This window comes from Parviterribacter multiflagellatus (genome assembly GCF_056863265.1).
The window spans coordinates 13,128-38,673 of the sequence record NZ_JBXPIZ010000015.1 but is presented as its reverse complement, the minus strand read 5'-3'; the positions used below and the strand labels follow the sequence as shown (position 1 = coordinate 38,673).

The 25,546-nt window shown below is 75.2% G+C and carries 21 protein-coding genes; 13 read left to right on the top strand and 8 right to left on the bottom strand.

The window, feature by feature from the left end:
• Window positions 1-5: 5 nt before the first annotated feature.
• The 3 genes from AC1UE5_RS27300 to AC1UE5_RS27290 are packed head-to-tail and all read right to left on the bottom strand — an operon-like array spanning window position 6 to window position 2,381.
• The gene (locus tag AC1UE5_RS27300; RefSeq protein WP_482929109.1) at window positions 6-1,046 is read right to left on the bottom strand and encodes a S1C family serine protease; all 1,041 of its coding nucleotides are present in this window, start codon (window positions 1,044-1,046) and stop codon (window positions 6-8) included.
• A 44-nt stretch (window positions 1,047-1,090) separates the two neighbouring features.
• Complete coding sequence (locus AC1UE5_RS27295) at window positions 1,091-2,041, bottom strand: cation diffusion facilitator family transporter (protein WP_482929108.1); 951 nt, start codon at window positions 2,039-2,041, stop codon at window positions 1,091-1,093.
• Window positions 2,034-2,381 carry an ArsR/SmtB family transcription factor gene (locus AC1UE5_RS27290; protein ID WP_482929107.1) on the bottom strand — a complete coding sequence of 116 codons (348 nt, stop codon included), beginning with the start codon at window positions 2,379-2,381 and terminating at the stop codon, window positions 2,034-2,036. Before AC1UE5_RS27290 ends, AC1UE5_RS27295 begins: the two co-directional genes overlap by 8 nt.
• 105 nt (window positions 2,382-2,486) lie before the next feature.
• On the opposite strand from AC1UE5_RS27290, the gene AC1UE5_RS27285 reads away from it, so the two are divergent.
• Window positions 2,487-3,986 (top strand): MFS transporter, encoded by a 1,500-nt coding sequence (locus AC1UE5_RS27285; RefSeq protein WP_482929106.1) that lies wholly within the window; start codon window positions 2,487-2,489, stop codon window positions 3,984-3,986.
• 144 nt (window positions 3,987-4,130) lie between these two features.
• Window positions 4,131-5,186: a GGDEF domain-containing protein gene (locus AC1UE5_RS27280; protein WP_482929105.1), complete on the top strand. Its 1,056-nt coding sequence runs from the start codon at window positions 4,131-4,133 to the stop codon at window positions 5,184-5,186.
• Between the two features lie 75 nt (window positions 5,187-5,261).
• On the opposite strand, the gene AC1UE5_RS27275 is transcribed toward AC1UE5_RS27280, so the two are convergent.
• Window positions 5,262-6,116, bottom strand: a complete 855-nt coding sequence (locus AC1UE5_RS27275) for a helix-turn-helix transcriptional regulator (protein WP_482929104.1) — start codon at window positions 6,114-6,116, stop codon at window positions 5,262-5,264.
• 126 nt (window positions 6,117-6,242) lie between these two features.
• Between AC1UE5_RS27275 and AC1UE5_RS27270 the strand changes: the two genes are divergently transcribed.
• The 8 genes from AC1UE5_RS27270 (at window position 6,243) to AC1UE5_RS27235 (ending at window position 16,702) form a co-directional block, all read left to right on the top strand.
• Window positions 6,243-7,457, top strand: coding sequence for a cytochrome P450 (locus tag AC1UE5_RS27270; RefSeq protein WP_482929103.1), 1,215 nt, complete (start codon window positions 6,243-6,245; stop codon window positions 7,455-7,457).
• Window positions 7,458-7,601: 144 nt separating this feature from the next.
• Window positions 7,602-9,248 carry a dicarboxylate/amino acid:cation symporter gene (locus tag AC1UE5_RS27265; RefSeq protein WP_482929102.1) on the top strand — a complete coding sequence of 549 codons (1,647 nt, stop codon included), beginning with the start codon at window positions 7,602-7,604 and terminating at the stop codon, window positions 9,246-9,248.
• 32 nt (window positions 9,249-9,280) lie between these two features.
• A complete protein-coding gene (locus AC1UE5_RS27260) occupies window positions 9,281-10,348 on the top strand; it encodes a hypothetical protein (protein ID WP_482929101.1) in 1,068 nt (355 codons plus the stop codon).
• 47 nt (window positions 10,349-10,395) lie between these two features.
• The gene (locus tag AC1UE5_RS27255) at window positions 10,396-12,861 is read left to right on the top strand and encodes an Ig-like domain-containing protein (RefSeq protein ID WP_482929100.1); all 2,466 of its coding nucleotides are present in this window, start codon (window positions 10,396-10,398) and stop codon (window positions 12,859-12,861) included.
• A complete protein-coding gene (locus AC1UE5_RS27250; protein ID WP_482929099.1) occupies window positions 12,862-14,226 on the top strand; it encodes an aminotransferase class V-fold PLP-dependent enzyme in 1,365 nt (454 codons plus the stop codon).
• A gap of 46 nt (window positions 14,227-14,272) precedes the next feature.
• Entirely contained in the window at window positions 14,273-15,433 is a 1,161-nt protein-coding gene (locus AC1UE5_RS27245) for a sensor histidine kinase (RefSeq protein WP_482929098.1), read from the top strand.
• Window positions 15,430-16,092 carry a response regulator gene (locus AC1UE5_RS27240; RefSeq protein ID WP_482929097.1) on the top strand — a complete coding sequence of 221 codons (663 nt, stop codon included), beginning with the start codon at window positions 15,430-15,432 and terminating at the stop codon, window positions 16,090-16,092. Before AC1UE5_RS27245 ends, AC1UE5_RS27240 begins: the two co-directional genes overlap by 4 nt.
• A 76-nt stretch (window positions 16,093-16,168) precedes the next feature.
• Window positions 16,169-16,702: a hypothetical protein gene (locus tag AC1UE5_RS27235; protein WP_482929096.1), complete on the top strand. Its 534-nt coding sequence runs from the start codon at window positions 16,169-16,171 to the stop codon at window positions 16,700-16,702.
• 11 nt (window positions 16,703-16,713) lie between these two features.
• Here AC1UE5_RS27235 and AC1UE5_RS27230 read toward each other — a convergent pair whose 3' ends face one another.
• From AC1UE5_RS27230 to AC1UE5_RS27220, 3 genes are all read right to left on the bottom strand, one after another.
• Window positions 16,714-18,630, bottom strand: coding sequence for an NAD(P)-binding protein (locus tag AC1UE5_RS27230; RefSeq protein WP_482929095.1), 1,917 nt, complete (start codon window positions 18,628-18,630; stop codon window positions 16,714-16,716).
• Between the two features lie 95 nt (window positions 18,631-18,725).
• Complete coding sequence (locus tag AC1UE5_RS27225) at window positions 18,726-19,358, bottom strand: TetR/AcrR family transcriptional regulator (RefSeq protein ID WP_482929094.1); 633 nt, start codon at window positions 19,356-19,358, stop codon at window positions 18,726-18,728.
• Between the two features lie 10 nt (window positions 19,359-19,368).
• Window positions 19,369-21,504: an MMPL family transporter gene (locus tag AC1UE5_RS27220; protein ID WP_482929093.1), complete on the bottom strand. Its 2,136-nt coding sequence runs from the start codon at window positions 21,502-21,504 to the stop codon at window positions 19,369-19,371.
• Between the two features lie 118 nt (window positions 21,505-21,622).
• Between AC1UE5_RS27220 and AC1UE5_RS27215 the strand changes: the two genes are divergently transcribed.
• Window positions 21,623-22,744: a sensor histidine kinase gene (locus tag AC1UE5_RS27215; RefSeq protein WP_482929158.1), complete on the top strand. Its 1,122-nt coding sequence runs from the start codon at window positions 21,623-21,625 to the stop codon at window positions 22,742-22,744.
• Complete coding sequence (locus tag AC1UE5_RS27210; RefSeq protein ID WP_482929092.1) at window positions 22,741-23,427, top strand: response regulator; 687 nt, start codon at window positions 22,741-22,743, stop codon at window positions 23,425-23,427. Before AC1UE5_RS27215 ends, AC1UE5_RS27210 begins: the two co-directional genes overlap by 4 nt.
• A gap of 25 nt (window positions 23,428-23,452) precedes the next feature.
• Here the strand turns inward: AC1UE5_RS27210 and AC1UE5_RS27205 are convergent, their stop codons facing one another.
• Window positions 23,453-24,805, bottom strand: a complete 1,353-nt coding sequence (locus AC1UE5_RS27205; protein WP_482929091.1) for an oxygenase MpaB family protein — start codon at window positions 24,803-24,805, stop codon at window positions 23,453-23,455.
• Between the two features lie 54 nt (window positions 24,806-24,859).
• On the opposite strand from AC1UE5_RS27205, the gene AC1UE5_RS27200 reads away from it, so the two are divergent.
• A complete protein-coding gene (locus AC1UE5_RS27200; RefSeq protein WP_482929090.1) occupies window positions 24,860-25,525 on the top strand; it encodes a TetR/AcrR family transcriptional regulator in 666 nt (221 codons plus the stop codon).
• Window positions 25,526-25,546: the final 21 nt, after the last annotated feature.

The window sequence follows — 25,546 nt, the reverse complement described above, 5'->3', positions numbered from 1 at the left end:
ACGGGCTACGTCCCGCGCGGCGCCGTGCCGGCGCGGACGGTGACGCTCCGCTCGCGCCCGTCGCGACGGACCACGACCTCGACGCGGTCGCCCGGCCGCAGCGCCGCGACCGCGCTCGCCACGGCGCCCTCGGACGTCGCGGCCCGCCGGCCCACGCGCACGAGCACGTCGCCCGCGCGGATGCCGGCGTCGCCCGCCGGCCCGTCCTCGGTCACCGACGTCACGCGCGTGCCGCGCTCGGTCACCTCGCCGAGGCCGACGCCGAGGAACGCCGCGCTGGCGCGGCCCTCGCGGATCAGCTGGGGGACGACGCGGCGGATCGTCGCGGCGCCGACCGCGAACGAGACGCCCGCGGCGCGGCCCTGCGTGTTGACGCCGAGCACCCGGCCCTCGGCGTCCACGAGCGGGCCGCCCGAGTTGCCGGGGTTGATCGCGGCGTCCGTCTGCACCGCGTCGGGGATCGTGCGGCCCGTCAGGCCGGTGATCTCCCGCCCGGTGGCCGAGACGATCCCGGCCGACGCGCTGCTCTGGAGCCGGTACGGGGTGCCGACCGCGAGCACGGGCTCGCCGACCTCGATCGAGCCCGGCTCCGCGACCGCGAGCGGCTGCACGCGATCGAGGTCCGCCGGGTCGACGCGCAGGACGGCGAGGTCCGTCGCGGCGTCGCGCCCGACGATCCGCGCGCTCACGCGGCGCGACGACCGCCCGAACCGGACGGTCGCCGACGACGCGCGCTCCACCACGTGGGCGTTCGTGACGAGGTGGCCGTCGTCGTCGATCAGGAACGCGGCGCCGGTGGCGACGCGGCGGCCGTTGTCGAACGGCGGCTGGTCGGGCGAGCGGCGCGCGTCCACGCGGGCGACGGCGCCGCCGACGCGGTCGTAGAGGTCGGCGAACGACGGCGGCGCGGCGGCGCGCTCGGCGGTCGTGGTGGTCGGCGCCGGGTCGTCGTCGTCCTCGGCGGGGCGGGCGACCGCGAAGGCCGCCAGGGCGAGCGCGACGATCCCGGGCGCCGCGATCGCGGCGGGGTGGCGCAGCGGGGACATGGCCCCACGGTGCACCACGCGCCTTTCGGCTCGATGAGCCGCGGCTAAGCGTGCTCCAACGCGCCGATCTCGAGCAGCGCCGGCGCCTCGCGGTGGTCGACCTGGAGTGTCGTGTGCTCGATGTGGAAGCGCTCGGCGAGCATCGCCTCGACCTGGCGGCGCCGGGCGTGGCAGTCGTCGTCGCGCTCGACGAGCATGTGCGCGCTGAGCGACGGGAAGCCGGATGTCACCTCCCACACGTGCAGGTCGTGCACCTCGACGATGCCCGGCTCGCGGCAGATCGCGGCGCCGATCTCGTCGGCGTTCATCCCCCGCGGCGTGCCCTCGAGCAGGATGCGGCCGGAGTCGCGGACGAGCCGCCACCCGGAGCGGAGCATCAGCAGCACGACGACGCTCGCCGCGATCGGGTCGGCCAGCCCCCAGCCGAACAGCACGACGACCACGCCGCTCACCACCGCGGCGACCGAGCCGAAGAGGTCCGCGAGGACGTGCTGCATCGCGCCCTCGACGTTGAGCGACTGGCGCTCGGCGCGGGCGAGCGCCCACGCGGCGCCGACGTTGGCCAGGCCGCCGATCACGCCGACGGCGATCACCAGGCCGCCCGAGACGTCGGGCGGATCGGCGAAGCGCTGGACGGCCTCGAAGCCGAGCACGGCGGCGAGCACCAGCAGGCTGGCGCCGTTGATCTGCGCGGAGAGGATCTCCGCGCGGCGCAGCCCGAACGTGAAACGGCCGGTGATCGGGCGCGCGGCGAGCCGGGCGGCGACCAGCGCGAGGGCGATCGCGCCGGCGTCGGTGAGCATGTGCGCCGCGTCGGTGAGCAGCGCGAGCGAGTTGGCGAGCAGGCCCGCCGCCACCTCGACGAACATGAAGCCGGCGATGATCGCCAGCGCGAGGGTGAGCTTCGCGCGATCCGCGTCGGGTGACGGCGCGTGCGAGTGCCCGTGACCGCCGTGGCCGTGGTCGTGCGCGTTCCCGTGATCGTGGTCAGGCATCGCAGCACTCACGCGTCGTCTCCGTCAGCTGGCAGCTCTCCATCTGCGGCGCGACGCGCGTGAGGAGCCCGTCGAGCGCGTCGAGCACCTCGGGCAGCCCGTCGACCAGCGCGTAGAAGACCTCGCGCCCGCGCTTCTCGCCCTCGACGAGCCCGCACCCGCGCAGGCACCGCAGGTGCTTGGACGCGTTCGGCTGCGACAGCCCGGTCAGCTCCACGATGTCGGCGACCCGCTGCTCACCCTCGCGGAGCGTGTCGAGGATGCGCTGGCGCGACGCGTCGGAGAGCCCGTGGATGAGCTCGGCGCGCAGCTCGGGCGTGAGGGCGACGGCGGTCGGCATGGGCGGAACCATAACCGGGACCGCATACGTTCCACCAGCCGGCCGTGACCAGACGCACAACACGTGTAACCAAAAGGTTGCACGTCTCGCGAAGATGTGTAACTGTTGGGTGACACGTTCAACGTCATCGCGAGGTGCGTCCCGATGGACACCGTCAGCCCGAACCCGCGCCGCTGGTGGGCGCTCGCGCTCCTGTGCGGAGCGTTCTTCATGGTCATCCTCGACGCGAACATCGTCATGGTCGCCCTGCCCTCGATCGAGGAGGAGCTGGGCTTCACCGAGCAGGGCTTGCAGTGGGTGGTGAGCGCCTACGCGGTCACGTTCGCCGGCCTGCTGCTGCTCGGCGGGCGGGCGGCCGACCTGCTCGGCCGAAGGCGCCTGTTCATGCTCGGGGTCGCGCTCTTCACGCTTGCCTCGCTCGTCTGCGGCCTGGCGTGGTCGCCCGGCGCGCTGATCGGCGCGCGGGCCGTGCAGGGCGTCGGCGCCGCGATCATGACGCCGACCGCGATGTCGATCATCGCGGCCACGTTCGAGGAGGGCGCCGAGCGCAACAAGGCGCTGGCCATCTGGGGCATGCTCGGCGCGTTCGGCGCGACCGCCGGCTACCTGATCGCCGGCCCGCTCGTGGACGGGCCCGGCTGGGAGTGGATCTTCCTCATCAACATCCCGATCGGCCTGCTCGCGCTGGCGCTCAGCCCGGTCCTCCTCCGCGAGAGCCGCGAGACGGCGGTCGCGCGCAGCTACGACCCGCTGGGCGCGCTGACGTGCACCGGGGCGCTCGTCCTGCTCGTGTACACGGTCGTCGAGGCGCCCGACGCGGGGTGGGGGAGCGCGCGGACGCTGCTGCTCGCCGCGGGCGTCGTCGCGCTGCTCGCGCTCTTCGTCGCGATCGAGGCGCGGCACCGCGCGCCGCTCGTGCCGCTACGCCTGCTGCGCACGCGGACGCCCGCCGGCGCGAACGCGGTGATGCTGCTCTTCGGGACGATGGCGTCGGGGATGCCGTTCCTCGCCACGCTGTACGCCCAGCAGGTCCTCGGGCACTCGGCGCTCGAGTTCGGCGCTGGCTTCGTCGTCCCGCCGGTCGCGGCGGCCGTCGGCATGATCGTCGCCCAGCGCGCGATCGCCCGCGTCGGCTTCCGGCCGGTCGCCGCCGTCGGCATGGCGCTCTGCGGCGCGGGCTGCCTGCTGCTGACGCAGGTCTCCGTCGGCGGCAGCTACTTCGAGGACATGTTCCTCGGGATCCTGGTCTTCGGGCTCGGCATCGGCCCGGTGTTCGCCACCGCCACGATCGCCGCGCTCACCGGGGTGCCCGAGCGCGACGCCGGCGTCGCGTCCGGGCTGAGCAACACCGCGTTCCAGCTCGGCGGCGCGCTCGGCGTGGCGATCCTGACCACCGTCGCGGTGACGCGGTCGGACGCCGTCCGGGCCTCCGACCCGGGCGCGGGCGAGCTCGTCGTCCTCACGGAGGGCTTCCAGTCCGCGTTCCTGGCCTGCGTCGTGCTCGCGGCGGCCGGGACGCTCCTCGCGCTGCTGCTCCTCGGGCCGGCGCGGGGCGCGCGCAGCTCGCGGGGGGTCGAGAGCGCCGCCGCCGCGACGTCAGGGTGAGCACCGGCGGCGTGACGCCGCCGCCACATGGACGTCAGAAGGACACGGATGGAACGCGACATCGCCACGACCAGGACCTCCCGGAAGGCTGCCGGCGTCGCACCGGTTTCAAGTCGAGCCCCCGGATGGCCGATAGCCGATGCGGTGTCCGAACGCGGCTCGACGACCTACGCCTTCGCGGATCCGCTCGGGAGCTCCGGCCCGGGCGGAACCCGCCTCCGCGTCCGGCGCGTCCACGCCGCGATGTACGGGCTGGCGGCGCTGCTGCTCGGCGCGTCGGCCGGGACGGAGTCGGCGCCGGCCGCCGAACGGGCGACCGTGCTGGCGATCGCCGCCGCCATGGTGCTGTTCGCGCTCGCGATGCTGTGGCGGCGGTTCCGCGCCCCGGACGTGCTCCTCGTCGCGGCCTTCCCGCTCGCGGCGTTGACGGTCACGGTCATCGCCGTCGTCGACCCGCCGCTCGCGCTCACGCCGATGTTCTACGTGTGGCCGCTGATGACGTCGGCCTACTTCCTCTCGCGCCGCGCGGCGGCCGCGGTGTACGCCACGGCGTGCGGGAGCTTCGCCGCGTGCGCGCCGCTGATCGAGCCCGTCCCTTCGGCCATCCAGGTGCTCACCGTCGCGCTCGTCGGTGCGCTCGTCCTGCTGCTCGTGCTCGCGCTGCGCGACGGGATGACCCGGCTCATCGTCCAGCTGTCGACGCTCGCCCGCGAGGACCCGCTCACCGGGACGCTCAACCGCCGCGCGCTGCTCGAGCAGGTCGACGCCGAGCTCGCCCGCGCGCGCCGCACGTCCACGCCGGTCGCGGTCGCGGTCGTCGACGTCGACCACTTCAAGCGCATCAACGACCACCACGGCCACGCCGCCGGCGACGACACGCTGCGGCGGCTGGTGGCGGCGATCGAAGGCCGGCTGCGCGCCGGCGACGTCCTCGGCCGGCTCGGCGGCGAGGAGTTCGCGGTCGTCCTCGCCGGCACCGACGCCGCGGGCGCGGCCGCCTACGCCGACGACCTGCGCGAGCACCTCGCGTGCCTGGGCCGCGACGGCGGCCTGCCGTTCACGGTGAGCATCGGCGTCGCCGCCTGCGAGCCGGCGCTCGAGCCGGCCGCCGCCGACCGGCTGCTCGCCGCCGCCGACGACGCGCTCTACCGCGCGAAGCACGCGGGCCGCAACGCCGTGCGCGTCGCGGCCGCCGCGTAGGGCTCCGCCCGCGCCCGCGTCCGCACTAGCGACGCTCACCGTCGGCCTCGCGCCCGGCGTCGCCCGCCACCGACGTCAGCGGCGCTGCCGGAACGCCGTCGGCGACGTGCCGAAGTGCGCCCGGAACCGGCGGGTGAAGTAGTTCGGGTCGCCGCAGCCGACCGCGGCGGCCACCGTCGCGACCGGCTCGTCGCCGCGCAGGAGCCGCGCCGCGGCGGCCTCCATCCGCAGCGCGGTGAGGTGCGCCATCGGCGGTCGCCCGACGGCCCGGTGGAACAGGCGCGTCAGGTGCGCCGGGCTGATGGCGACCGCGGACGCGAGCTCGTCCATCGTCCAGGGGCGGCTCAGGTCCTGCGTCAGGAGCCGCAGGGCGAGCGCCACGCCGCTCGGCGCCGTCGCGAGGCGCTCGGCCTGGGCGAGCTGCTCGGCATCGAGGTGGCGCGCGAGCTCGGACAGCAGCAGGAGCAGGTGCGCGAGCTGCCGCGGCGGCGACGCCTCCTCCGGGCGCGTGAGGTCGTCCAGCGACCGGGTGCACGCCGTCACCCCGGCGGGCGGCAGCCGCAGGCGGACGACGCCGTCGCCGGCCCCCGCGCCGGTCCAGAGCAGGAGCCGCAGGCGCGGGTCCTCGGTGAGCCAGAGCAGCTCGCGCTCGAGCAGCCGGCGCCGGAAGCAGCAGTTGACGACGTCCAGCCCGGCGCACGCCCGGTACGCGTGCCACGCGCCGGGGCGGACGACCAGCGCGTCGCCGCGCGCCAGGCGGTCGCGCCGGCGGACCGTCTCGTGCACGCCCGCGCCGCCGAGCACGACGACGACCTCCACGAAGTCGTGGTCGTGCGGGACGTGGCCGCCCTCGACCAGGTGCCGGTTGACGTCCACGTCGAGATCCGGCTGCGCCGCGAGCTCCGTCCAGTGCAGGTGACCGACCGCCACGGCGCCGACCGTACCGCTGCGAGCAGGATCGTGCTGGTCCCCGTTCGGCGCAGGCGGGGATCGTGCTGGGACGTGCGCGTTCTGGCCTGGTCGGCCGGGCGACCGCGGGTCTACGGTCCCGCGACCATGGCGCACCCTGCCCCGATCGACCTCCCCACGCGGCGCGAGACGCTGTTCGACCCGCCGTCCGCGCTCGGCCACCTGCGCGCGCACCACCCCCTGTGCCGGCTGCGCCACCGCAGCGGCGAGGTCGGGTGGCTCGTCACGAGCCTCGCGCTGGCGCGCGAGGTCCTGACCGACCGGCGCTTCGGGCTCGCGGAGCCGCGGCCGTTCCCGGTGCAGGACCCGGCCCGGCACGCCGCGATCGTGGAGACGCCGGCGCGCGTGGGTGCGACGGGCGGGGACCTGCTGGCGATGGACGCGCCGGACCACACCCGGCTGCGGCGCGTCCTCGCGGGCCAGTTCTCGATCCGCCGGGTGAGCGCGCTGCGGCCGCGCGTGACGCAGATCGTCGACGAGCGGCTCGACGCGATGGAGCAGGAGGGCCCGCCGGCGGACCTGGTCGCGTGCTTCGCCGAGCCGGTCGCCCTCGCGACGCACTGCGCGCTGCTCGGGGTGCCGATCGCGGACAGCGTCCACCTCGAGCGGCTCTCGCGCACCGCCGCCGACCCGGGCAGCACCCCGGACGCGATCGCGGCGGCGATCGTGCAGGTGCGCGACTACGTGCTCGAGCTCATCGCCCGCCGGCGGGTCGAGCCCGGCGACGACCTGGTCAGCCACCTGGTCGCCGGCGGCGAGCTCCGCGAGCACGAGATCGTCAGCCTGCTCATCCTGCTCTTCAACGCGGGCGTCGACACCGTCGCGATCATGCTCGCCACCGGGCCGTTCGCGCTGCTGTGCCACCCCGAGCAGCTCGCGGCCCTGCGCGCCGACCCGGCGCTCGTCGACGACGCCGTCGAGGAGCTGATGCGGTACCTGTCGATCTTCCACGTCGGCTCGCTCACCCGCACCGCCTACGAGGACGTGGAGCTCGCCGGCGTGCGCATCCGGGCCGGCGAGCGCCTCACGGTGTCGTTCGCGGCCGCCAACCGCGACCCCGACCGGTTCCCCGCGGCGGACCGCCTGGACGTGCGCCGCGCCGCCCGCGGCCACCTGGGCTTCGGGCACGGCGTCCACGTGTGCCTCGGGCAGCACCTGGCCCGGCTCGAGATGCAGGTCGGCCTCACCCGGCTGCTGGCGCGCTTTCCCGCGCTGGCGCTCGCGGTCGCTCCCGACGAGGTCCCGCTGTCGACCGAGGAGCACCTCATCTTCGGCGCGCGCGAGCTGCCGGTCACCTGGTAGCCGGGTCTGGGCGTCCGTCGAACAGTTCTATGGAAATCAGACCAGATTTGTCTAGAATGCCCGTCGCTCACCCCGAGCACCCGGACTACGAGGGCAAGGACGTACATGGATCCAGACTGGCCGGCACTGGCCACACTCGCCACGGTGGCGCTCGCCTGGGCGGGGATCTGGGGGCTGAACCGCCGCCAGGTCAACTTCAGCGTCGTCGCGCTGCTCGCGCTGGCGGTCGGCGTCCCGATCGGCCTCGTCGCCGAGGCGCACGTCAGCGCGATCGAGCCCATCGGACAGATCTACATCGGCGTGCTGCTCGCGACGGTCGCGCCGCTGGTGTTCGTCGCGATCGTCTCGTCGATCACGGCGCTGGGCAACCTCTCGAAGCTGCGCAGCATCGGGCTGCGCTCGATCTTCTGGCTGCTGCTGAGCAACGCCCTCGGCGTGATCCTCGCGCTGGGGCTGGGCCTCGCGTTCGCGCCCGGCCTGGGCGTCGGCAACCAGCTCGGCGCCGCGCCGACCGACGCCGTCCAGGGTCAGGTCCAGGAGTTCAGCAAGGTCGTCGTCGGGTTCTTCCCGGCGAACGTCGTCGAGGACTTCAGCTCGAACGCGATCATCCCGATCATCCTCGTCGCGGTCACGCTGGCGGTGGCCTACCTGTCGCTGGCCGAGACGGGCGTCGAGAAGGCGCGGCCGTTCCGCGACGGGGCCGAGGCGCTCAAGCTCGTCATCTTCAAGGCGGTCGGGTTCGTCATCCGGCTCACGCCCTACGCGATCGTCGCGCTGACCGCGCACATGGTCGGGACGAGCGCGAACCTCGGCGACAACTTCTGGTCGCTCGCCGGGCTGCTGGCGCTCGTGTGGGGCGCGTGCTTCCTCCACACCTGGGCCGTCAACGGCGTGCTGCTGAGCGCGTTCGCGCGCGTGCCGGTGATCGCGTTCTTCCGCAAGATCGTGCCCGCGCAGCTGACCGCGTTCACCACGCAGAGCAGCGTCGGCACGCTGCCGGTGACGACCGAGCGGCTGACCCGCGACGTCGGCGTGCACCCCGAGGTCGCGCACTTCACCGCGCCGCTCGGGACGACGATCGGCATGCCGGGCTGCGCGGGCATCTGGCCGGTGCTGATCGCGATCTGGGGCATCAACGCGTACGGGCTCACGTACACGGCCGGCGACTACGCCGTCCTGGCGCTGCTGGCGATCGTCGTCTCGGTCGGCACCGCCGGCGTCCCGGGCGCGGCGACCGTGGCGGCCGCGACGGTGCTCTCCGCCGCGGGGCTCCCGCTCGAGTTCGTGGCGGTGACGATCCCGATCTCGATCATCGCCGACATGGCGCGCACGATGACGAACGTGAGCGCCGCGGCGGTCAGCGCCACGGTGGTGGCGCGGCAGACCGGGCTGCTCGACGACGCGATCTTCGCCGGGCGGAAGGTCTTCACGGAGGAGACCGACGCGCCGAAGCCGCGCGCGGTCGCGCCGCCGGCGCCGGTCCCGCAGGTGCCCGCCCCGGTCCCGCAGGCCGCGGCCCCGGTGCCGCAGACGCCCGCGCTCGCGCCGCCCCCTGCGCCCGCGCCGGCTCCGCCCGCGCCCGTGTACCCGGCCCCGGCGTACCCGGCGCCCGCGTACGCCGGCGCGATCCCGGGCGCCATCTACTACGTGCCGGTCCAGCAGCTCGCGGCCGCGGTGCCGCTCGTCCCCGCGCCCGCGCCCGCGCCGCAGGCCGGTCCGCCGGCGGTCACGCGCCGCGAGACCTACGCCGCCGGCAGCACCGAGCGCATCCCGACCTACACCCCCGCATGACCACCCAGACAGAGAGGCAAGGACGCACCACCGTGGACGCTCCGACCCGCATCCGCTCGACCGTCGCGTGCGCCGCCGCGGTCCTGCTCGGGCTCGCGCCCGCCGCATCCGCCGCGCCCGTCACGAACCCCGCCGAGCACCCGTACCCGGTCACGGTCACCGTCGACGGCCAGACGTACACCGACGGCGAGGACACGCTCCCCGGCTACGACGACCAGGCGTGCACGCCCATCCCCGGCGTGCAGTACGACTTCGCCGCCAACGAGATCCAGTACTACGACGGCGGCGAGCTCGTCGCGACCGCCAAGTGGACCGAGTGGTCGCGCATCAGCTCGTACGAGACGTGGGTCAAGCAGCAGCAGGGCGGCTCCGGCACGGGCTCGGGATCCGGTTCCGGGTCGGGCTCGGGCACCGGGACGCCGTCGAGCGGTGGAGGCGGTGGGGGCGGCGGCACGCCCACGCCGACGGCCGGGACGCCGGCGCCGACGCAGACGACGCAGGCCGCCACGACGACCACGACCGCGACGACCACGACGAAGGCGCGCACGACCAAGACGACATCGAAGCGGTCGACGACGACCTCGTCCGGCACGAAGAGGCAGGGCTCCTCGGGCGGCTCCACGTCGAGCGGCGGGAAGTCCACCGCGAAGGCGAAGGGCACCACCGGCACGTCCGCCGCCGGCAGCGGCACCACGGCCGCGGCGGCCACGCCCGCGGCGAGCGGCGGCGGCGACGCGAAGTCCCCCGCGGCGAAGGGCTCGACGTCCGGCGCGAAGGACGACGGGGACGCCAAGGGCGCGACCGGCGCCAAGGCCGGCGACGCGGCCACACCGGCAGCCGCCGGGGCGGAGACGCCAGTGGCCGCCGGCACGACGACGACCGCCGCCGGCGCAGCGCCCGGCGCAGCCGCCGCCACGGCACCGGCCGGCGGCGAGCAGGCCCAGCCCGAGGCCGTCGTGCCGCTGAAGAACGCGTCGGCCACCGCCCCCGCGCAGGCCGACACCCGCGCCGCGGGCATCGGGATCCTCGCCGCGCTCGCCGCGGCCGGCATCGCCCTCTTCCTCGTCGGCGTCGCCCGGCGCCCCCGCGTCCGGCTCTGAGCCGGCGCACCGCATCGCTCCTCTCACCACAGAACAAGGAAGCTCCCGTGAAGTCCCTCTCCCGATGGACGCGAGTCGTCGTCGCCCTCGTGGCGCTCGTCGCGCTCGCGCTGAGCGCGGCGGCGACCGCCGCCGCGGCGCCCAAGCGCACCGCCGACACCACCACGTACACCAGCGCGTCCTACCTCCAGCACGCGCTCGGCCTGCCCGCCAAGAGCAAGCACGTCATCGAGTCGGTCACGTACGACCGCTTCCAGTGGCTGCTCCAGCAGCCCGGCTCGTTCGCCTTCCTGATCGGCGACCCGGCCACCGACCCGAGCTTCTCCGCGCGCGCCCAGGACGTGGAGGCCGCGGCGGCCGAGGCCGGCGTCAAGCAGGTCTACTGGTTCAACCCGAACCTCTCCGGCAACGCGAAGCTCGGCACGCTCACCGTCCCGAACCTCGACATCCGCCAGCCGGCCGGCATCACGACGATCGGCCCGAGCACCCGCGCGGTCTACGGCACGGCGTGGCTCAACCTCGTCGGGCAGTACCTGGGCAACGGCATCAAGGCCAACCCGACCGACCAGAACACGGGCAGCGCGAAGGTCTCGACGACGCCGGACCCGAGCGTCGTCAACGACTACGGCGTCAACGACGGCTACAGCACCGAGGTGGGCGACGCCGACGGCGGCGCGCTCTACGAGTACGCCGGCGGCGCGGCGCCCGCGGACGTCGCGGACAGCTTCTTCTTCCTCTACGACAAGGCGCGCACCGTCACGCCGTCGGGCTCCACGACGCCGCAGCCGGCGAAGATCGTCGCCTGGACGAACCTGACCGACCAGGCGAGCTCCGCCGCGGCCAAGACCGCCGTCGCGTCGGCCATCGCGACCCGCGGCGCGGCCGCGATCACGGCGATCGACGAGTTCAGCTGGTGGAAGTCGTCCAACAACGCCAAGCAGGTCGCCCAGTCGCCGAACGAGTACCAGGGCGCGAACGTCCCGAACCTGACCGACGCCGACGGGTCCGCGGCCAACGGCGGCTGGCGCGTGCACCAGATCACGTACCCCGAGCTCGTCCACCTGCTCCAGACCGAGAACGCCAAGGAGGCGGTGATCCTCTTCGGCGGCACCTGGTGCCCGAACACCCGCCCGGTCCTGCCGGCGATCAACGCCCGCGCGCAGGAGCACGACGTCACCGTCTTCAACTTCGACACGATCCTCGACGGCGGCGTGGTCGGCGGCGGCAACACCGGGACCAACCCGCTGCAGATCCGCAACGCCGCGGCGAACTCGGGCGTCGACAACGCCAACCCGAGCTACCTCTACGGCGAGCTCGTCACCCGCTACCTGAGCAACCTCAAGACGCAGTACACGCCGACCCAGTCGAACAAGATCACCTACTACCCGGGCGGCGACACGACCCAGCCGCTCGCCTCCCAGCCGCGGCTGCAGGTGCCGTACCTGTTCGGCTACCAGGGCAAGGAGGGCGACGAGCCCTTCGGCGGCGTCAAGCGCCAGTGGATCCACGACAAGGGCGACGGCACGTACACCGAGTACATGTCCGTCTGGTGGTTCACGAACCCCCAGCCGAACCAGCTCGGCGTCGCGCCGGCCACGCTCCCGCGTGAGGCGCCGATCTGGAACACGATCAACAGCCAGCTCGCGTCGTTCACCTGGCAGACCGACCCGGAGACGCTCAAGGTCAACACCGCGGTCACGAGCGACGCCGCGCAGTACCTGCTCGCCACCGATCGCGCGACGGTGACGTTCACCGCCCCGTCGACGCTGACGGTCGTGAGCAGCACCGACCCGGCCGCGACGAACATCGGCCCGGCCGCGCTGTCGGCGGCCCTGTCGTCGCTCGGCGCGTCGGCCCCGGCGAACTACGTCGCGGCGCGCGCCGCGCTGATCGAGGCCAAGACGGCCTCCTCGCCGAACCCGGCGCTGATCGCCGACCTGGAGACCGTGGTCGGGGCCTGGGGCATCCTCCAGGCGCGCAAGAACACGGTCAACGGCCTGTGGGGGAACGCGGCCACGCCGGGGAGCATCGCCGGCGGCGCCGCCGCGCTCCGCGCCGCGGAGGTCTTCTTCGCGGGCCTCCCGGATCGGCCCGGCACCGGCGGCGATGGGGAGCCGCAGCCGCCGCAGCCCCAGCCGGAGCAGCCGCAGCCGGGTCCGACCCCGCCGGTGGCCGTGACGCCGGCCCCGAAGCCGGGCGTCCCGACGGCCGCCAAGCTCAAGGTCCGCAAGATCGCCGGGTCGGTCGTCAAGGCCCCGACGAGCCGGCGCGGCGGCCGCTTCACCGTCAAGGTCACGGCGCCCAGCGGCGGCGCCAAGGCCACCGGCAAGGTCACCGTGAAGCTGAAGCTCGGCAAGCGGACCCGGACCGTCACCGGCACGCTGAAGAACGGCGTCGTCACCGTCGCGCTGCCGAAGCTCGCCAAGGGCACGTGGAAGGTCACGATCACCTGGCGCGGCGACACGCGGTACCAGGCCGCGTCGGCCACCGGGACGCTCAAGGTCACGCGCTAGGTGGCCATCGCCCCGATCTCCCCCGCGCGCGCCGAGGGCGCGCGCGGGGCGGGCGCGCCGCTGCTGCCCGTCCTCGGCGCGGACCTCGACGTCCCGCTGCTGGACGGCACGCGCGTGCGGTACGCCGGCCTGGACTACGCCGCGACCGCGCCCGCCCTGGCCGCCGTCGCCGAGCGGGTCGCGGCCGTGCTGCCGTACGCCGGCAGCGTCCACCGCGGCGCCGGCCTGCCCGCGCGCGCGGCCAGCGCGCTGTACGACCGGACGCGTGAGCGCGTCGCCGCTCACCTCGGCGCGCGTGCCGACGACCACGTCGTCTTCACCCGCAACACGACCGACGCGACGAACCTGCTCGCCGCGTGCGTCCCGGCGGCCGCCGGCGACGTCGTGACGCTCGACGTCGAGCACCACGCGAACCTGCTGCCCTGGCGCCGCGCGGCCGCCGGCACCCGCGTCGTCGCGCACGCGCCGACGGTCGCCGAGACGCTGCGGCGGCTGGACGCGGCGCTGGCGGAGCGACCCGCCGCGCTGCTCGCGGTCACCGGCGCCACGAACGTCACGGGCGAGCTCCTGCCGCTCGAGGAGGTCGTCGCGCTCGCCCGCCGCCACGGTGCGCGCACGTTCGTCGACGCCGCGCAGCTCGTGCCGCACCGTGCCATCGACCTCGCCGCGCTGGACGTCGACTACCTCGCCCTCTCCGGGCACAAGGCGTACGCGCCCTACGGCGCCGGCGTGCTCGCCGGGCGCCGCGACTGGCTCGACGCGGCCCCGCCGTACCTCGCCGGCGGCGGCGCGGTGCGCGAGGTCACGACGACCGGCGTCGCGTGGCACACCGGCCCGCGCCGCCACGAGGCGGGGACGCCCAACCTCGCGGGCGCGGTGGCGATCGCGACCGCGCTCGACGTCCTCGCCGACCTGGTCGACGCGGACGGGGTGGACGCGCGCGTGGCCCACGAGCGCGCGCTCAGGGACCATCTCGTGGACGGCCTGAGCGCGCTCGACGGCGTCCGCGTCCTGCGCATCTGGGACGACGCGCCGGACGCGATCGGCGTCGTCGCGTTCGCGGTCGACGGCCACCCGCCGGGCCTCGTCGGCACGTACCTCTCCAACGAGCACGGCCTCGGCGTCCGCGCGGGGCGCTTCTGCGCGCACCCGCTGCTGGCGCGGTTCGGGCTCCCAGACGGCGCGCTGCGGGCGAGCTTCGGCGTGGGCTCGCGGCTGGACGACGTGGAGCGGCTCGTCGCGGGCGTCGCGCGGTTCCTCCAGCGGGGCCCGCGCTTCGAGTACGCGCTGGACGCGGAGGGCTGGGGACCGCGCGACGACACCCGCGACGTGACCGGGTGGCCCGGCCTCGATCCCCAGGGATGAGCAGATCGCGACCTGAGGATGAGGGAGGCGCGCCTATCTTGGGCTGATGCTGGACCGCGGGCACGCCTGGCTCCACCGCCACCCGGGCGCGGCGGACGCCCTGCTGGCCGCGGCGGTCCTCGCGCTCGCGCTCACCTCGTTGACCGGCGAGGCGTACGAGGGCACCGCGGCCGAGGCCGTCGCGACGGTCCTGCTCGTCGCGCCGCTCGCGCTCCGCCGGCGGACGCCGGTCGGCAGCTTCGCAGCCGTGATGGTCGCGTGCGGCGTCCAGCTCCTGCTCGTCGACGTGTTCCTCCCGGCGAACGGTGCCGCGCTCGTCGCGCTCTACACGCTCGTCGCGTACGCGCCGCGGCCGGTGGCGGCGGCTGGGTTCGCGGTCGCGCTCGCGGGGACCGTGCCGTTCGCGCTGCACTTCGACGACATCGGCGAGGAGGGGCGCGTGCTCGGAGCGTTCGTGCTCGCGGTCCACCTCACGCTCGCGGCGATGCTCGGCGATCGCCGCAGGGAGGCGCTGCGCGAGCGGGCGGTGGTGGAGGAACGCGCCGCCCTGCTGGCCGCCGAGCTCGAGCACGAGGCGGCGCTGGCCACCGCGGCCGAGCGGGAGCGGATCGCACGCGAGCTGCACGACGTCGTCGGGCACGCGCTCGCGGTGGTCGTCTCGCAGGCCGACGGCGGCCGGTACGGCGCCCGCTCGGACCCGGCCGCGGCAACCGCCGCGCTCGACACGATCGGCGCGACGGCCCGCGACGCGCTCGACGAGATGCGGCGCGCGGTCGGCGCGCTGCACGACGGCGGCGAGCCGCTGCGCCCGCGGGACGGCACCGACGACCTGACGGCGCTCGTCGACCGCGCCCGCGCCGCGGGCGTGGACGTCGAGCTCGACGAGGAGGGAACGCCGCTGCCGTTGACGGCCGGCGCGAGCCTCACGATCTACCGCGTCGTGCAGGAGGCGCTGACGAACGTGCTCAAGCACGCGGGCCGGCGGGCGCGTGCGACGGTCGCGCTGCGCTGGCGGGCGGACGCGGTCACCGTCGTCGTGCGCGACCACGGCGGCGGCGCCCCGACCCCTCCGAGCGGCGCGAGCGGCCGCGGCCTCGCGGGCATGCGCGCGCGGGTCGAGGCGCGCGGCGGCACCGTGGCTGCTGGGCCGCACCCGCAGCGCGGCTTCGAGGTCCGCGCCACGATCCCGGTGGGAGGCGCCGAGTGATCCGCGTCGTGCTGGTCGACGACCAGGCGCTCGTCCGCGCCGGTCTGAAGCTCATCATCGACTCGCAGGACGACATGGAGGTCGTCGGCGAGGCCGGAGACGGCCGGGCCGCGCTCGACCTGCTGGCCGTGACGACGGCCGACGTCGTGCTGATGGACGTGCGCATGCCGGTCCTCGACGGCGTCGCGGCGACCGAGGCGCTCCTCGCGCGCGACGGCGCCCGTGCGCCGCGCGTCGTCGTCCTCACGACGTTCGACCTCGACGAGCACGCCTTCGCGGCGCTGCGCGCGGGCGCGAGCGGGTTCCTGCTCAAGGGCGCGCAGCCGGAGGACCTGCTGAGCGCCATCCGCGCGGTCGCCGCCGGCGACGCCGTCGTGGCCCCGAGCGCGACCCGCCGCCTGCTCGCGCACGTCGCCCGGCAGCTGCCCGGCGCCCGCGAGCCGGACCCGCGGCTGACCGGCCTGACCGAGCGCGAGCACGCGGTGCTGCTCGCCGTCGCGGGCGGGGCGTCGAACGCTGAGATCGCCGGCCAGCTCCACCTCGCCGAGGCGACGGTCAAGACCCACGTCGGCCGGCTGCTGGCGAAGCTCGGCGCGCGCGACCGCGTCCAGCTCGTGGTCTTCGCGTACGAGCACGGCGTCGTCCGCGCGGGCGCCTGAACGCGCGACCTGGGTCGCGCCCCGTCGCGACCTGAGGCCGATGTGGACGAGGCGCCGGCGCGACAGGCTCGGGACCATGAGCACCGTCTCCTCCTCCATCCCGCTGCGGCCCCGCCGCGACGCCCGCGCCCCGGCGCGCTGGGCGGTCGTCGCCGCGCACCTCGTCCCGCTGACCACGCTCCCGTCCGGGCTGTGGCGCCTCGGCATCGTCTTCGGTGGGTCGATGGGCGCCATCGTCGACGGCCAGCCGCTGTCCGCGAGCGGGTGGGAGCTGCCGTACATCGTGGCGCTCTCCGTCGTCGCCGAGCTGACCGCGCTGCTCACCATCGGCCTCGTCCGGCCGTGGGGCGAGCGCGCCCCGCGGTGGATCCCGCTGATCGGCGGGCGGCCCGTGTCGCGCGGCGCCGTCGTGGCCGTGGCCACGACGGGCGCCGCGGTGCTGTTCCTCATCTGGGGCGGCGCGTTCCTGGGGTACTCCGAGAGCGGGCTCGGCGACGGGTTCACCTCGCCCGGCTGGGAGGCGCTGTTCATCGCGTGCTACGCGCCGCTCCTGCTCTGGGCGCCGCTGGTCTGGGCCGTGACGTTCGACTACTGGCGCCGGCGCCGGTAGCGGCCCGGAGCTCAGCCGACCAGGTCGCTCACCGCCCGGTGGGCCTCGTTGATCGCAGCGTGCGTGTAGCCGAACGCCGCCGCGTCCGAGTTGGCGATCGCGATGTTGCCGCGCGTGCGGCGCGCCTTCGCGAACGGCTGCTCGTCGAGCGGCCGGAAGATCGCCGGGTCCTGGAGCGAGTTGTACTCGTACGCGTAGCCGTGGGCCCAGCGGTTGATCGTCACCGCCTTGACGTCGCGCGCGGGGTCGAAGCCGCTGGCGCCGACGGTGCGCGCGAGGACGTCGCGGATCTCCCGCTCGTACGCGCGGAAGTCCATCCCCATCATCTTCCCGCGGCCCGCCCGGTGCTGGGCGTGCGTGAGGCCCGCCGCCGGGTCGTTCGGCGTCGTGCTGAGCGACAGCACGATCGGCTGGTCGGGCGTGCGCGGCGTCTCGTAGCGGCCGAACGTCGTCGGGCTCATCAGGCTCACGCGGTCGAAGTAGCGGTCGAACAGCTGCACCGACCGCACGCCGGCCTTCGCGAACGCCTGCCAGTTGTCGATCGCCACGCGCGCGTAGACGAGCGGCACCTTGGGCGCGTAGTTGAGCGCCTTGCGCTGGCTCTGCGGGAGCCCGTCGACGATGCGCGCGGCGACGCTGCTCCAGCACGCCATCACCGCGTGCCGGCCGCGGACGCGGAACGCCTGGCCGTCGCGCAGGTACGTGACCTCGACCGGGCCGCTGCCGCCGCGCGCGTGGCGCACGTCGACCGCCATGCTGCGCAGCCGGATGCGGACGCGCTGGCGGGGCCGGTCGAGGCGCGCGTACTTCGCCTTCGCCAGCGTGATGCCGAACATGTCCTTCGCGGTGCCCTCGTATGCGCCGGGGACGAGCCGGTCGACGAGCAGGCGCGAGACGGTCGCGCCGCCGTCGGGGAACGTCCAGCTCTGGTGCTCGCCGGACAGGATCATCCGCGGCGTCTTGCCGATGCCGTTGTACGGCTTGGGCTCGAGCTTCAGCCCTTCGAAGCCCAGCTCGCCCGCGCCCCACGCGTCGCCGGCCGGGACCGCCTCCGCGCCGACGCCCCACAGCCCGTGCGTGCTGCGCTGGACCCACTTGATGGCCTCGTCGCCGAGGCCGACGTGCTTCTGCAGGTACTCGCGGTAGGAGATGCGGGCCAGGTAGGCCTTCTTCTGCGCGTCCGTCTGGCCGGCGAGGAAGTCCTCCTTCGTGGTTTCGAGCTTGACGATCTGCGCCTGCGCCTCGGGCGAGAACGGCGTGCGCGCGAGGAGCGCCGGGAGCTGCTCGTCCGCCTTGCCGACGACGAACGCGTCGGCGCCCCACGCCTCCTGCGGGAAGAAGTAGCCCGCCTGGAGGCCGAGCTTGGCGTACGGGTTCGGGTCCTCGCGCTTCTCCAGCGCCTCGAGGTCGATGCCGAGGTCGTCCATGAGGTCGAGCTCGGGCTTCTCCCACGTGCCCCACGAGTCGAGGTTCACCATGCCGCCGTTGGACAGCAGCGTCCGGCCGCGGACGGTGAACTCGTTGCGGTGCTGGTGGCCGCCGAAGTCGGCCAGCGCCTCCAGCACGAGGATGCGGGCCTTCGGGTTCGCCTGGCGGTAGAAGTACGCGGCCGCGAGGCCCGAGACGCCGCCGCCCACGACGACGAGGTCGTACTCCTCGTCGAGCGTGCGGACGCGGCCGGTGCGGACCTCGCCGTCGCGCACGGCGTGGCCGACCCGCATCGCCGCGTCGGTCTGGCCGGCGATGCCGTGGACGGTCGGCGGGTACTTCGGGCCGCTGCCGCCGGTCTGCGCGATGGCGGTCGCCGCCCCGCCCAGGCCGCTGAGCGCGGCCGCGGCGCCCGCGGCGCCGACGGCGAGACCGTCGATGAAGTCCCGGCGCGTGATCGGCCGATCGAGCCCCAGCTCGTCGTCGCTGAACTGCGTCACGTCTCTCCCCCTCCAACTTCCTCTAGCACTGCTAGGCAAACGATGGCGCGGCATGTTGGCACGGACGCCGCGGCCCGGCAAGCGGTGGGCGGGAGCTAGCGCGCGAGCTCTGCGTGCAGCGCGGCGACGACCGCGTCGAGCCCGAACTCGAACGCACGGTCGAGCGCCGGGTCGTCGGCGACCATGCGGCGGACCCCGGCGACGTGCGGCAGGTCGCCGGTGAGGTCCGGCGCCGGCGCGAACGGCGGGGCGGAGGCCTCCAGCGCGCCGGCCAGCACGAGGTTCTCCAGCGCGAGCATCACCTGCCACGCGGCCGGCAGCGTGTAGCCGGCCTCGACGAGCCGCGAGAGGAGCAGCTCGTAGCCCTCGAGCGTGGTGCGGCCGGTCACCGGCCTGAGCGCCAGGTGCTCGACCACATGGGGGTGACGGCTGAACGCGGCCAGCGCGCCGTGCGCGTACGCGCGGACGAACGCCTCGATCGAGCCGTCGTCGAGCGCGTCCACCCGCTCCCGCACCGACGCCCAGATCTCCGCCGACAGGTGGTGCGCGACGGCCTCGAGCAGCTTCTCCTTGCTGGAGAAGTAGTGGTAGAGCGTCGGCCCGCTGATCCCGAGGTGCTCGGCCAGCCGGCGCGTCGACAGCCGCTCGAGCCCGTCGCGGTCGATCAGCTCCAGCGCCGCCGCCACGATCTTCGGCCGGGTCTGGTCGGCGAGGTTCGGGCGCGCCATGCGCCCCCGATCATCGCACCGGCCGGCGGCGCGTCGTCAGGAGCGCGGCGAGCGCCGGCACCAGGACGCTCGACACGACGAGCGCGGCGAGCAGGATGCCGACCGCGAGCGCGAGGCCGATCTCGCGCGAGCCGCGGTCGGAGGCCAGCAGGAGCGTGGCGAACGAGCTGGCCAGCACGAGCCCGGCGGCGGCGATCGCGGGCGTGCCGTGGCGGACGGCCTCCGCGATCGCGCGGCGGATCGGTGCGCCCGTGCGCAGCTCCTCCCGCAGCCGGGCGGTCATGAGGATGTTGTAGTCCGTCCCGACGGCCACGACGAAGAGGAAGACGACGAGCGGCAGCGTGAAGGCGATGCCGCTCGCGCCGCCGACCAGCTGGACGACGAGCACGGACGCGCCGAGCGTCGCGACGAACTCCAGCGCCACCGCCGCCAGCAGGTACGCCGGGGCGACCGCGCTGCGCAGCGTCACGACGAGGATGAGGAAGATCAGCGCGGCGGCGACCGGGAAGATGAGCTTGAGGTCGTGGTCGACCGAGTCGCTGACGTCGGCGAACACCGCGGCCGTGCCGCCGACGAGCACGGTCGTGCCCTCCGGCGCCGCGTCGCGTGCGGCCGTGCGCACCGGCCCGCGCACCGCGTCCATCGCCGCCTGCGTCGCGGCGTCGGCGTCCAGGGCAAGGTCGAGCTGCGCGGCGCGGGCCCCGTCGGCGAGCACCGGCTCCGCGACGTCGCCGACGCCGGGCGCGGCGGCGAGCGCGGCGCGCAGCGGCTCCAGCCGCGCGGCCGTCAGCGGGGCGCCGTCGTCGGCGCGCACGTAGACCGGCTGCGGATCGGCGGCGCCCCGCGGCAGCGTCGCGGCGATCTCGTCGGCGGTCCGCGCGGCCGGCGTGTCGCTCCCACCCGAGGTCAGGTCGTAGGTCGTCTTCGTCGCGAGCGCGAACGCCCCGAGCACGACGAGCACCGCGCCGGCGGACAGCGCCGCACGGGCCGGACGGCCGGCGACCCACGCGCCGAGGCGCGCCGCGGGGCCGTCCGTGCGCTCGGTCCGCCACGCGCGCGAGGGCCAGAAGAGCCTGGGGCCGCTCACCGCGGCGATGGCGGGCATGAGCGTGACGCCGGCGACGAGCATCACCAGGACGGAGATCGCGATCGACGGGCCGAGGACGCGGAACTGGCCGAACTCCGCGAGCGCCAGCGTCGCGAACGCCGCGATCACGACGAGCGCCGCCGAGGCGATCACCGGGCCGACGCTCGCGGCCGCGGACGCCGCCGCGACGCGCGGCGCCTCGCCCGTGCGCAGGCGCTCCCGCAGCCGGAAGAGCAGGAAGAGGAAGTAGTCCACGCCGACACCGACGAGCACGACCGAGATGAGCTGCGTCGTGCCGACGTCGAGCTTGAAGCCGAACACGGCGGCGGCGGCCACGACCAGGCCGCCCGCGGCGCCCGCGACGAGCGTGATGGTGAGGAGCGGGACGATCGCGGCCAGCACGCCGCGCAGGAAGAGCGCGCTCAGCAGGATCACCGCGCCGAACAGCGCCAGCCCCTGGAGCATCGCGCGGGTCTCGTCGGCCTCGGTCTGGTCGCTCAGCGACGCGACCCCGCCGGTGAAGCCGACGGCCAGCCCGCGTGCGGCGGCCTGCTCGGCCACCCGGTCGCGCAGCTGCCGGTACCCCGCCTGCGCGACGGGGTCGGTGGCGTTCGCCCGCCAGCGCAGCGCGACGAGCTGGAAGCGCCCGCCGTCGGCGACCGGGCCGGCCACGGCGGCGTCGATCCGGCCCGCGCGGCCGTCGAGGTCGATCACCTCGTCCTCGACGTCCAGGTCGTCGGTGTCGGGCCGCCACCGGCCGAGCGCGACGGCCAGCTCGCGCACGGCCGTCTCGTCCGTGGCCGTCAGCGCGGCGCCGTCGGCGCGCTTGACGAGCGCGGTCACGGTCGCGGTCCCTTCCTCGACCCCGAACGCGTCCCGGGCGAACGCGACCGCCCGCGCGGACTCCGAGCCGCTCGGCAGGAAGCGCGCGGTGTCGTCGGTGGTGACCGAGTAGCTGGCGAGCCCACCGAGCACGGTCAGCGGCAGCGCGACGGCCAGCCAGACGAGGATGGTCCACCAGGGGCGGCGGGTCGAGGTGCGGACGGCTGCGGCGATCATGGCCTCGATGCTGGGCGCCCGGACGCCCGCGGACATCGGGGCTTGGGTGGAGGCCGGGCTCCACCTTTCGGAGGAGGTGGAAGGCGCGGCGCCGACGTACGCTGCGGCCGTGCCGACGATGCGCCCGCCCATCGACGCCCGGCTCCTCGTCGCCGGCACGCTCGCCGTCCTCGCGACCGCCGTGCCGACGGCGCTGCTGGTCGAGCCGGCCGGCGGGCTGACGACCGTCGACGGTCACACCGGCGCGCGGGTCGCGCTGCTCGTGCTGGCCACGCTCCCGCTGCTCGCCGTGCGGGAGGCGCCGGGCGCCGTGCTCGCCGTGCTCACCGCCGCGAACGTCGCGTCGGCGGCGTGCGGCTGGTCGACCGGCACCGTCGGGTTCGCGCTCGTCGTCGCGCTGGCGGCGACCGCCTACGCGCACGGGCGGCGGACGGCGCTCGCCTGCGGGCTCGCCGGGATCGCGGTGGTCCTGAGCGCGGCGCTGGGGCTCAGCGGGCCCGAGCAGGACGTGACCGGCGAGGGCCTCGTGATCAGCCTCACCGCGGTCGTGCTGCCGCTCGTCACCGGGGTCGTGCTGCGCGGGCACCGCGAGGCGCTCGACCGGCTGGAGGAGCTGCGCGACGTGGAGACCCGCGAGGCGGTCGCGACCGACCGCGTCCGGATCGCGCGCGAGCTGCACGACGTCGTCGGCCACGCGCTGGCGGCGATCACGCTCCAGGCGCGCGCCGGGCAGCGCGAGCTGCGGCGCGACGTGGACGCCGCCGCCGCGACGTTCGGCCACATCGAGTCGGTGGCCAGCGAGGCGCTGGAGGAGACGCGCGAGGTCGTCGGCGTCCTGCGCTCCGGCGGCGAGCGCGGGCTGCGCGACCTGCCGCGGCTCGCCGACGCGGTCGCCACGCCGGACGTGCGGGTCGAGCTCGACGTGCGCGCGGGCGGGGACGTGCCGGTCGCGGTGCAGGCGGCGGCCTACCGGATCGTCCAGGAGTCGCTCGCGAACGTCGTCAAGCACGCGGGCGCCGCGACCGCGACGGTGCGCGTCGCGCGCGAGGACGGCGCGCTGCGCGTGCGGGTCGACGACGACGGCACCGCCGCTCCGCCCCCTTCCGCACCCGGCGGCGGCCTCGGCGTCGACGGGATGCGCGCGCGGGCCACCCGGCTCGGCGGCGAGCTGCACGCCGGGCCCACGGCAGGCGGCGGCTGGCGGGTCGACGCGCGGCTGCCGCTGGGGGACGCGCCGTGATCCGCGTCCTCATCGCCGACGACCAGCCGCTCGTCCGCTCCGGCCTGCGCACGATCCTCGAGGACGAGCCGGACCTCGAGGTCGTGGGGGAGGCGGTCGACGGGCTCGACGCGGTGCAGCTCGCGCGCCGCCGCGCCGCCGACGTCGTGCTGATGGACATCCACATGCCGCGGCTGGACGGCATCGAGGCCACCCGGCGACTCGCCGGCCCCGGCGTCGAGGACCCGGTCGACGTCCTCGCGCTCACCACCTTCGACCTCGACGAGTACGTCTTCGGCGCGCTGCGCGCCGGCGCGTCGGGCTTCCTCCTCAAGGACGCGCCGCCCGACGAGCTGGTCCGCGCGATCCGCACCGTCGCCGCCGGCCAGGGCATCGTCGCGCCGCAGGTCACGCGCCGCCTCATCGCGCGCTTCGCGCAGGTGTCGCCCGCCGACGAGCGCGCGGCCGCGCTGGCCGAGCTGACCCCGCGCGAGGACGAGGTGCTGCGCCAGATGGCCCGCGGGCGCTCGAACGCCCAGATCGCGCAGGCGCTCGGCCTCGAGGAGTCGACGGTGAAGAGCCACGTGTCGCGGCTGCTCGAGAAGCTCGGCCTCACCAGCCGCGTGCAGGCGGTGATCCTCGCCTACGAGGTCGGCCACGTCACGCCCGGCATGGCCGACCTGCCGCCGCTCGGCGACGGCTGACGCACCGCCGCCGGGGGCCGCGTCGTCAGCCCGCCGCGGCCGCCTGCGGCTGCGGCTTCGCCACCGGCGTGTACGTCGACGCGTCGGTGGTGAACTCGGGCGTGCCGTAGCTCGCCAGGCGCTGCTTGAGCACCTCGGTGACGACCTTGTCGGTGATGCCGCCGACGATCGGGAGCCGCGAGGCGTTGCGCGCGGTGAGGAACGTGCCGAAGACGAGCGGCGCCGTGAGCGCGACGCGCGCGTAGTCCTCCAGGCCGAGGTCGACGCCCATCTCCGCCGCCCGCTCGCCGTTGCCGTTGAGGAACGTGCGGGTGAAGAAGAGCTTGCTGTAGCTCTTCTCGACGGCGTCGGCCACGCGGTCGGGGAGCGAGCGGCTCGGCTTGAGGTACGTCGACATCGTCGCGCGCACGAGCTCGCCGCAGATCTCGTCGTCGAAGCCGTCGCGCAGCGTGCCGGCGCGCGCGTGCATGACGTGGACGAGCGCCTCCGGGGTCGCGGGCAGCAGCTCCTCGGGCAGGCCGAGCAGGAAGCAGCGGTAGCGGCAGAACTCGACGATCGCCCGCTCGCGCGCGTTGAACTCCGAGCGGCCGGACGCCAGCGCCTGGCGGGCGAGCAGGTAGACGTTGATGAGCCCGGCGGGCATCTGGTCCACCTGCGGGATCGGGATGCCGTAGACGTCGAGGTCCCACCGCTCCGAGCGCTTGAGCGCGTTGTAGCGGACCATCGAGTGCATCAGCCGGACCATCGCGGCGGCCTCGAAGCCGTGTCCGAACCGGTCGAGCGCGCCCGGCATCGTCGTCACCGCGAAGAAGCTCGCGGTCTCGTTGACGCGCCGCGCGGCCTTGCGCCCGCCGAGCGCGCCGGTGAGCGCCATCGGGAGCGCCGCGTACGTGTTGAGGAACGTCGCGGTGAACGCGCCGCGGATGACGTACGGCGCGATCAGCGCCTGGGGGACGCGCTCGTGCCGCGCGCCCTCCTCGACCAGCTCCAGGTCGAGCCAGTCGGGCTCGTGCTCCATCGCGGCGATGAACCGCTCCAGCTCCGGCGGCGCCTCGGGCACCGCGTCGATCCCCTCCCGGCACGCGCGCTGGAGCAGGTCGATCAGGCTCCGGAAGCTCTGGTGCTCCATCAGCGCCGCGTACGGGTCGGCCACGACGTCGCCGAGCATCGTCGCGGTGCGCATAAGCTCGACCGTCCGCTCGTCGGCCAGCAGCTCGTCGCGGTCGGCGACCCAGCTCGGCAGCGACGTCTCGTCGTCGGGGTCGAGCGCCAGGCGGTACGGCTGCGCCGCGAAGTCGACGTCGCCGTAGAGGCTCGGCGTGCCCTCGCGCTGGCTGTGGACGCGCTCGGCGAGCTGGGGGAAGTGGACGGCGCTCATGTTCCTCCGGGTCCGGAACGGAACTTACGGCGTGTAAGATACACGCCGATCGGCATGGCGAGCGCGGACCTCCCAGCCCGGCGGCGGATGCGGGCCATCGACCGCCGCGAGCAGATCCTCGACATCGCCCACGCGATCGTCGACGCCGAGAGCTTCCACGCCGCGACGGTCAGCCGCATCGCCGCCGAGGCGGGCGTGACGCGCCCCGTCGTCTACCAGCAGTTCGGCGACCTGACCGGGCTCTTCATCGCGCTCGTCGACCGCGAGGCGGCGCGCGCCTACCGGCAGTTCGCGGACGCGGTCGCGCGCGCGGGCCGGGAGGGTGAGGACGTCATCGTCGAGAGCTTCGCCGGCGTGCTGCGCGCGGCCGATGCGCACCCCGCGACGTGGCGGCTGTTCCTCGTCCCGCCGCAGGGCGCGCCGCCCGAGCTGCACGAGCGCCTGGCCGCCGCGCAGGCGCTCGTCCGGGCGTACATCGAGGACGTCGTGCTGGCGATCGCGCCCGACCTGCCGGACCCGGAGTACACCGCGCGCATGCTCAACGCGGCCGGCGACGAGCTGCTGCGCCTGCGGCTCGCCAACCCCGAGGAGGCCACGACCGAGCGGCTCCTCGGGCACGCCGCGCGGCTGACGCACGCGCTCCGCGCCGGCGATGGAGGGGCGGCCGCTGCGCCCGGTTGGGTCAACCGGGACACCGAGGTGCCGATCACCGACCCGTAAAGCGATCGAGGATGGGTCCTG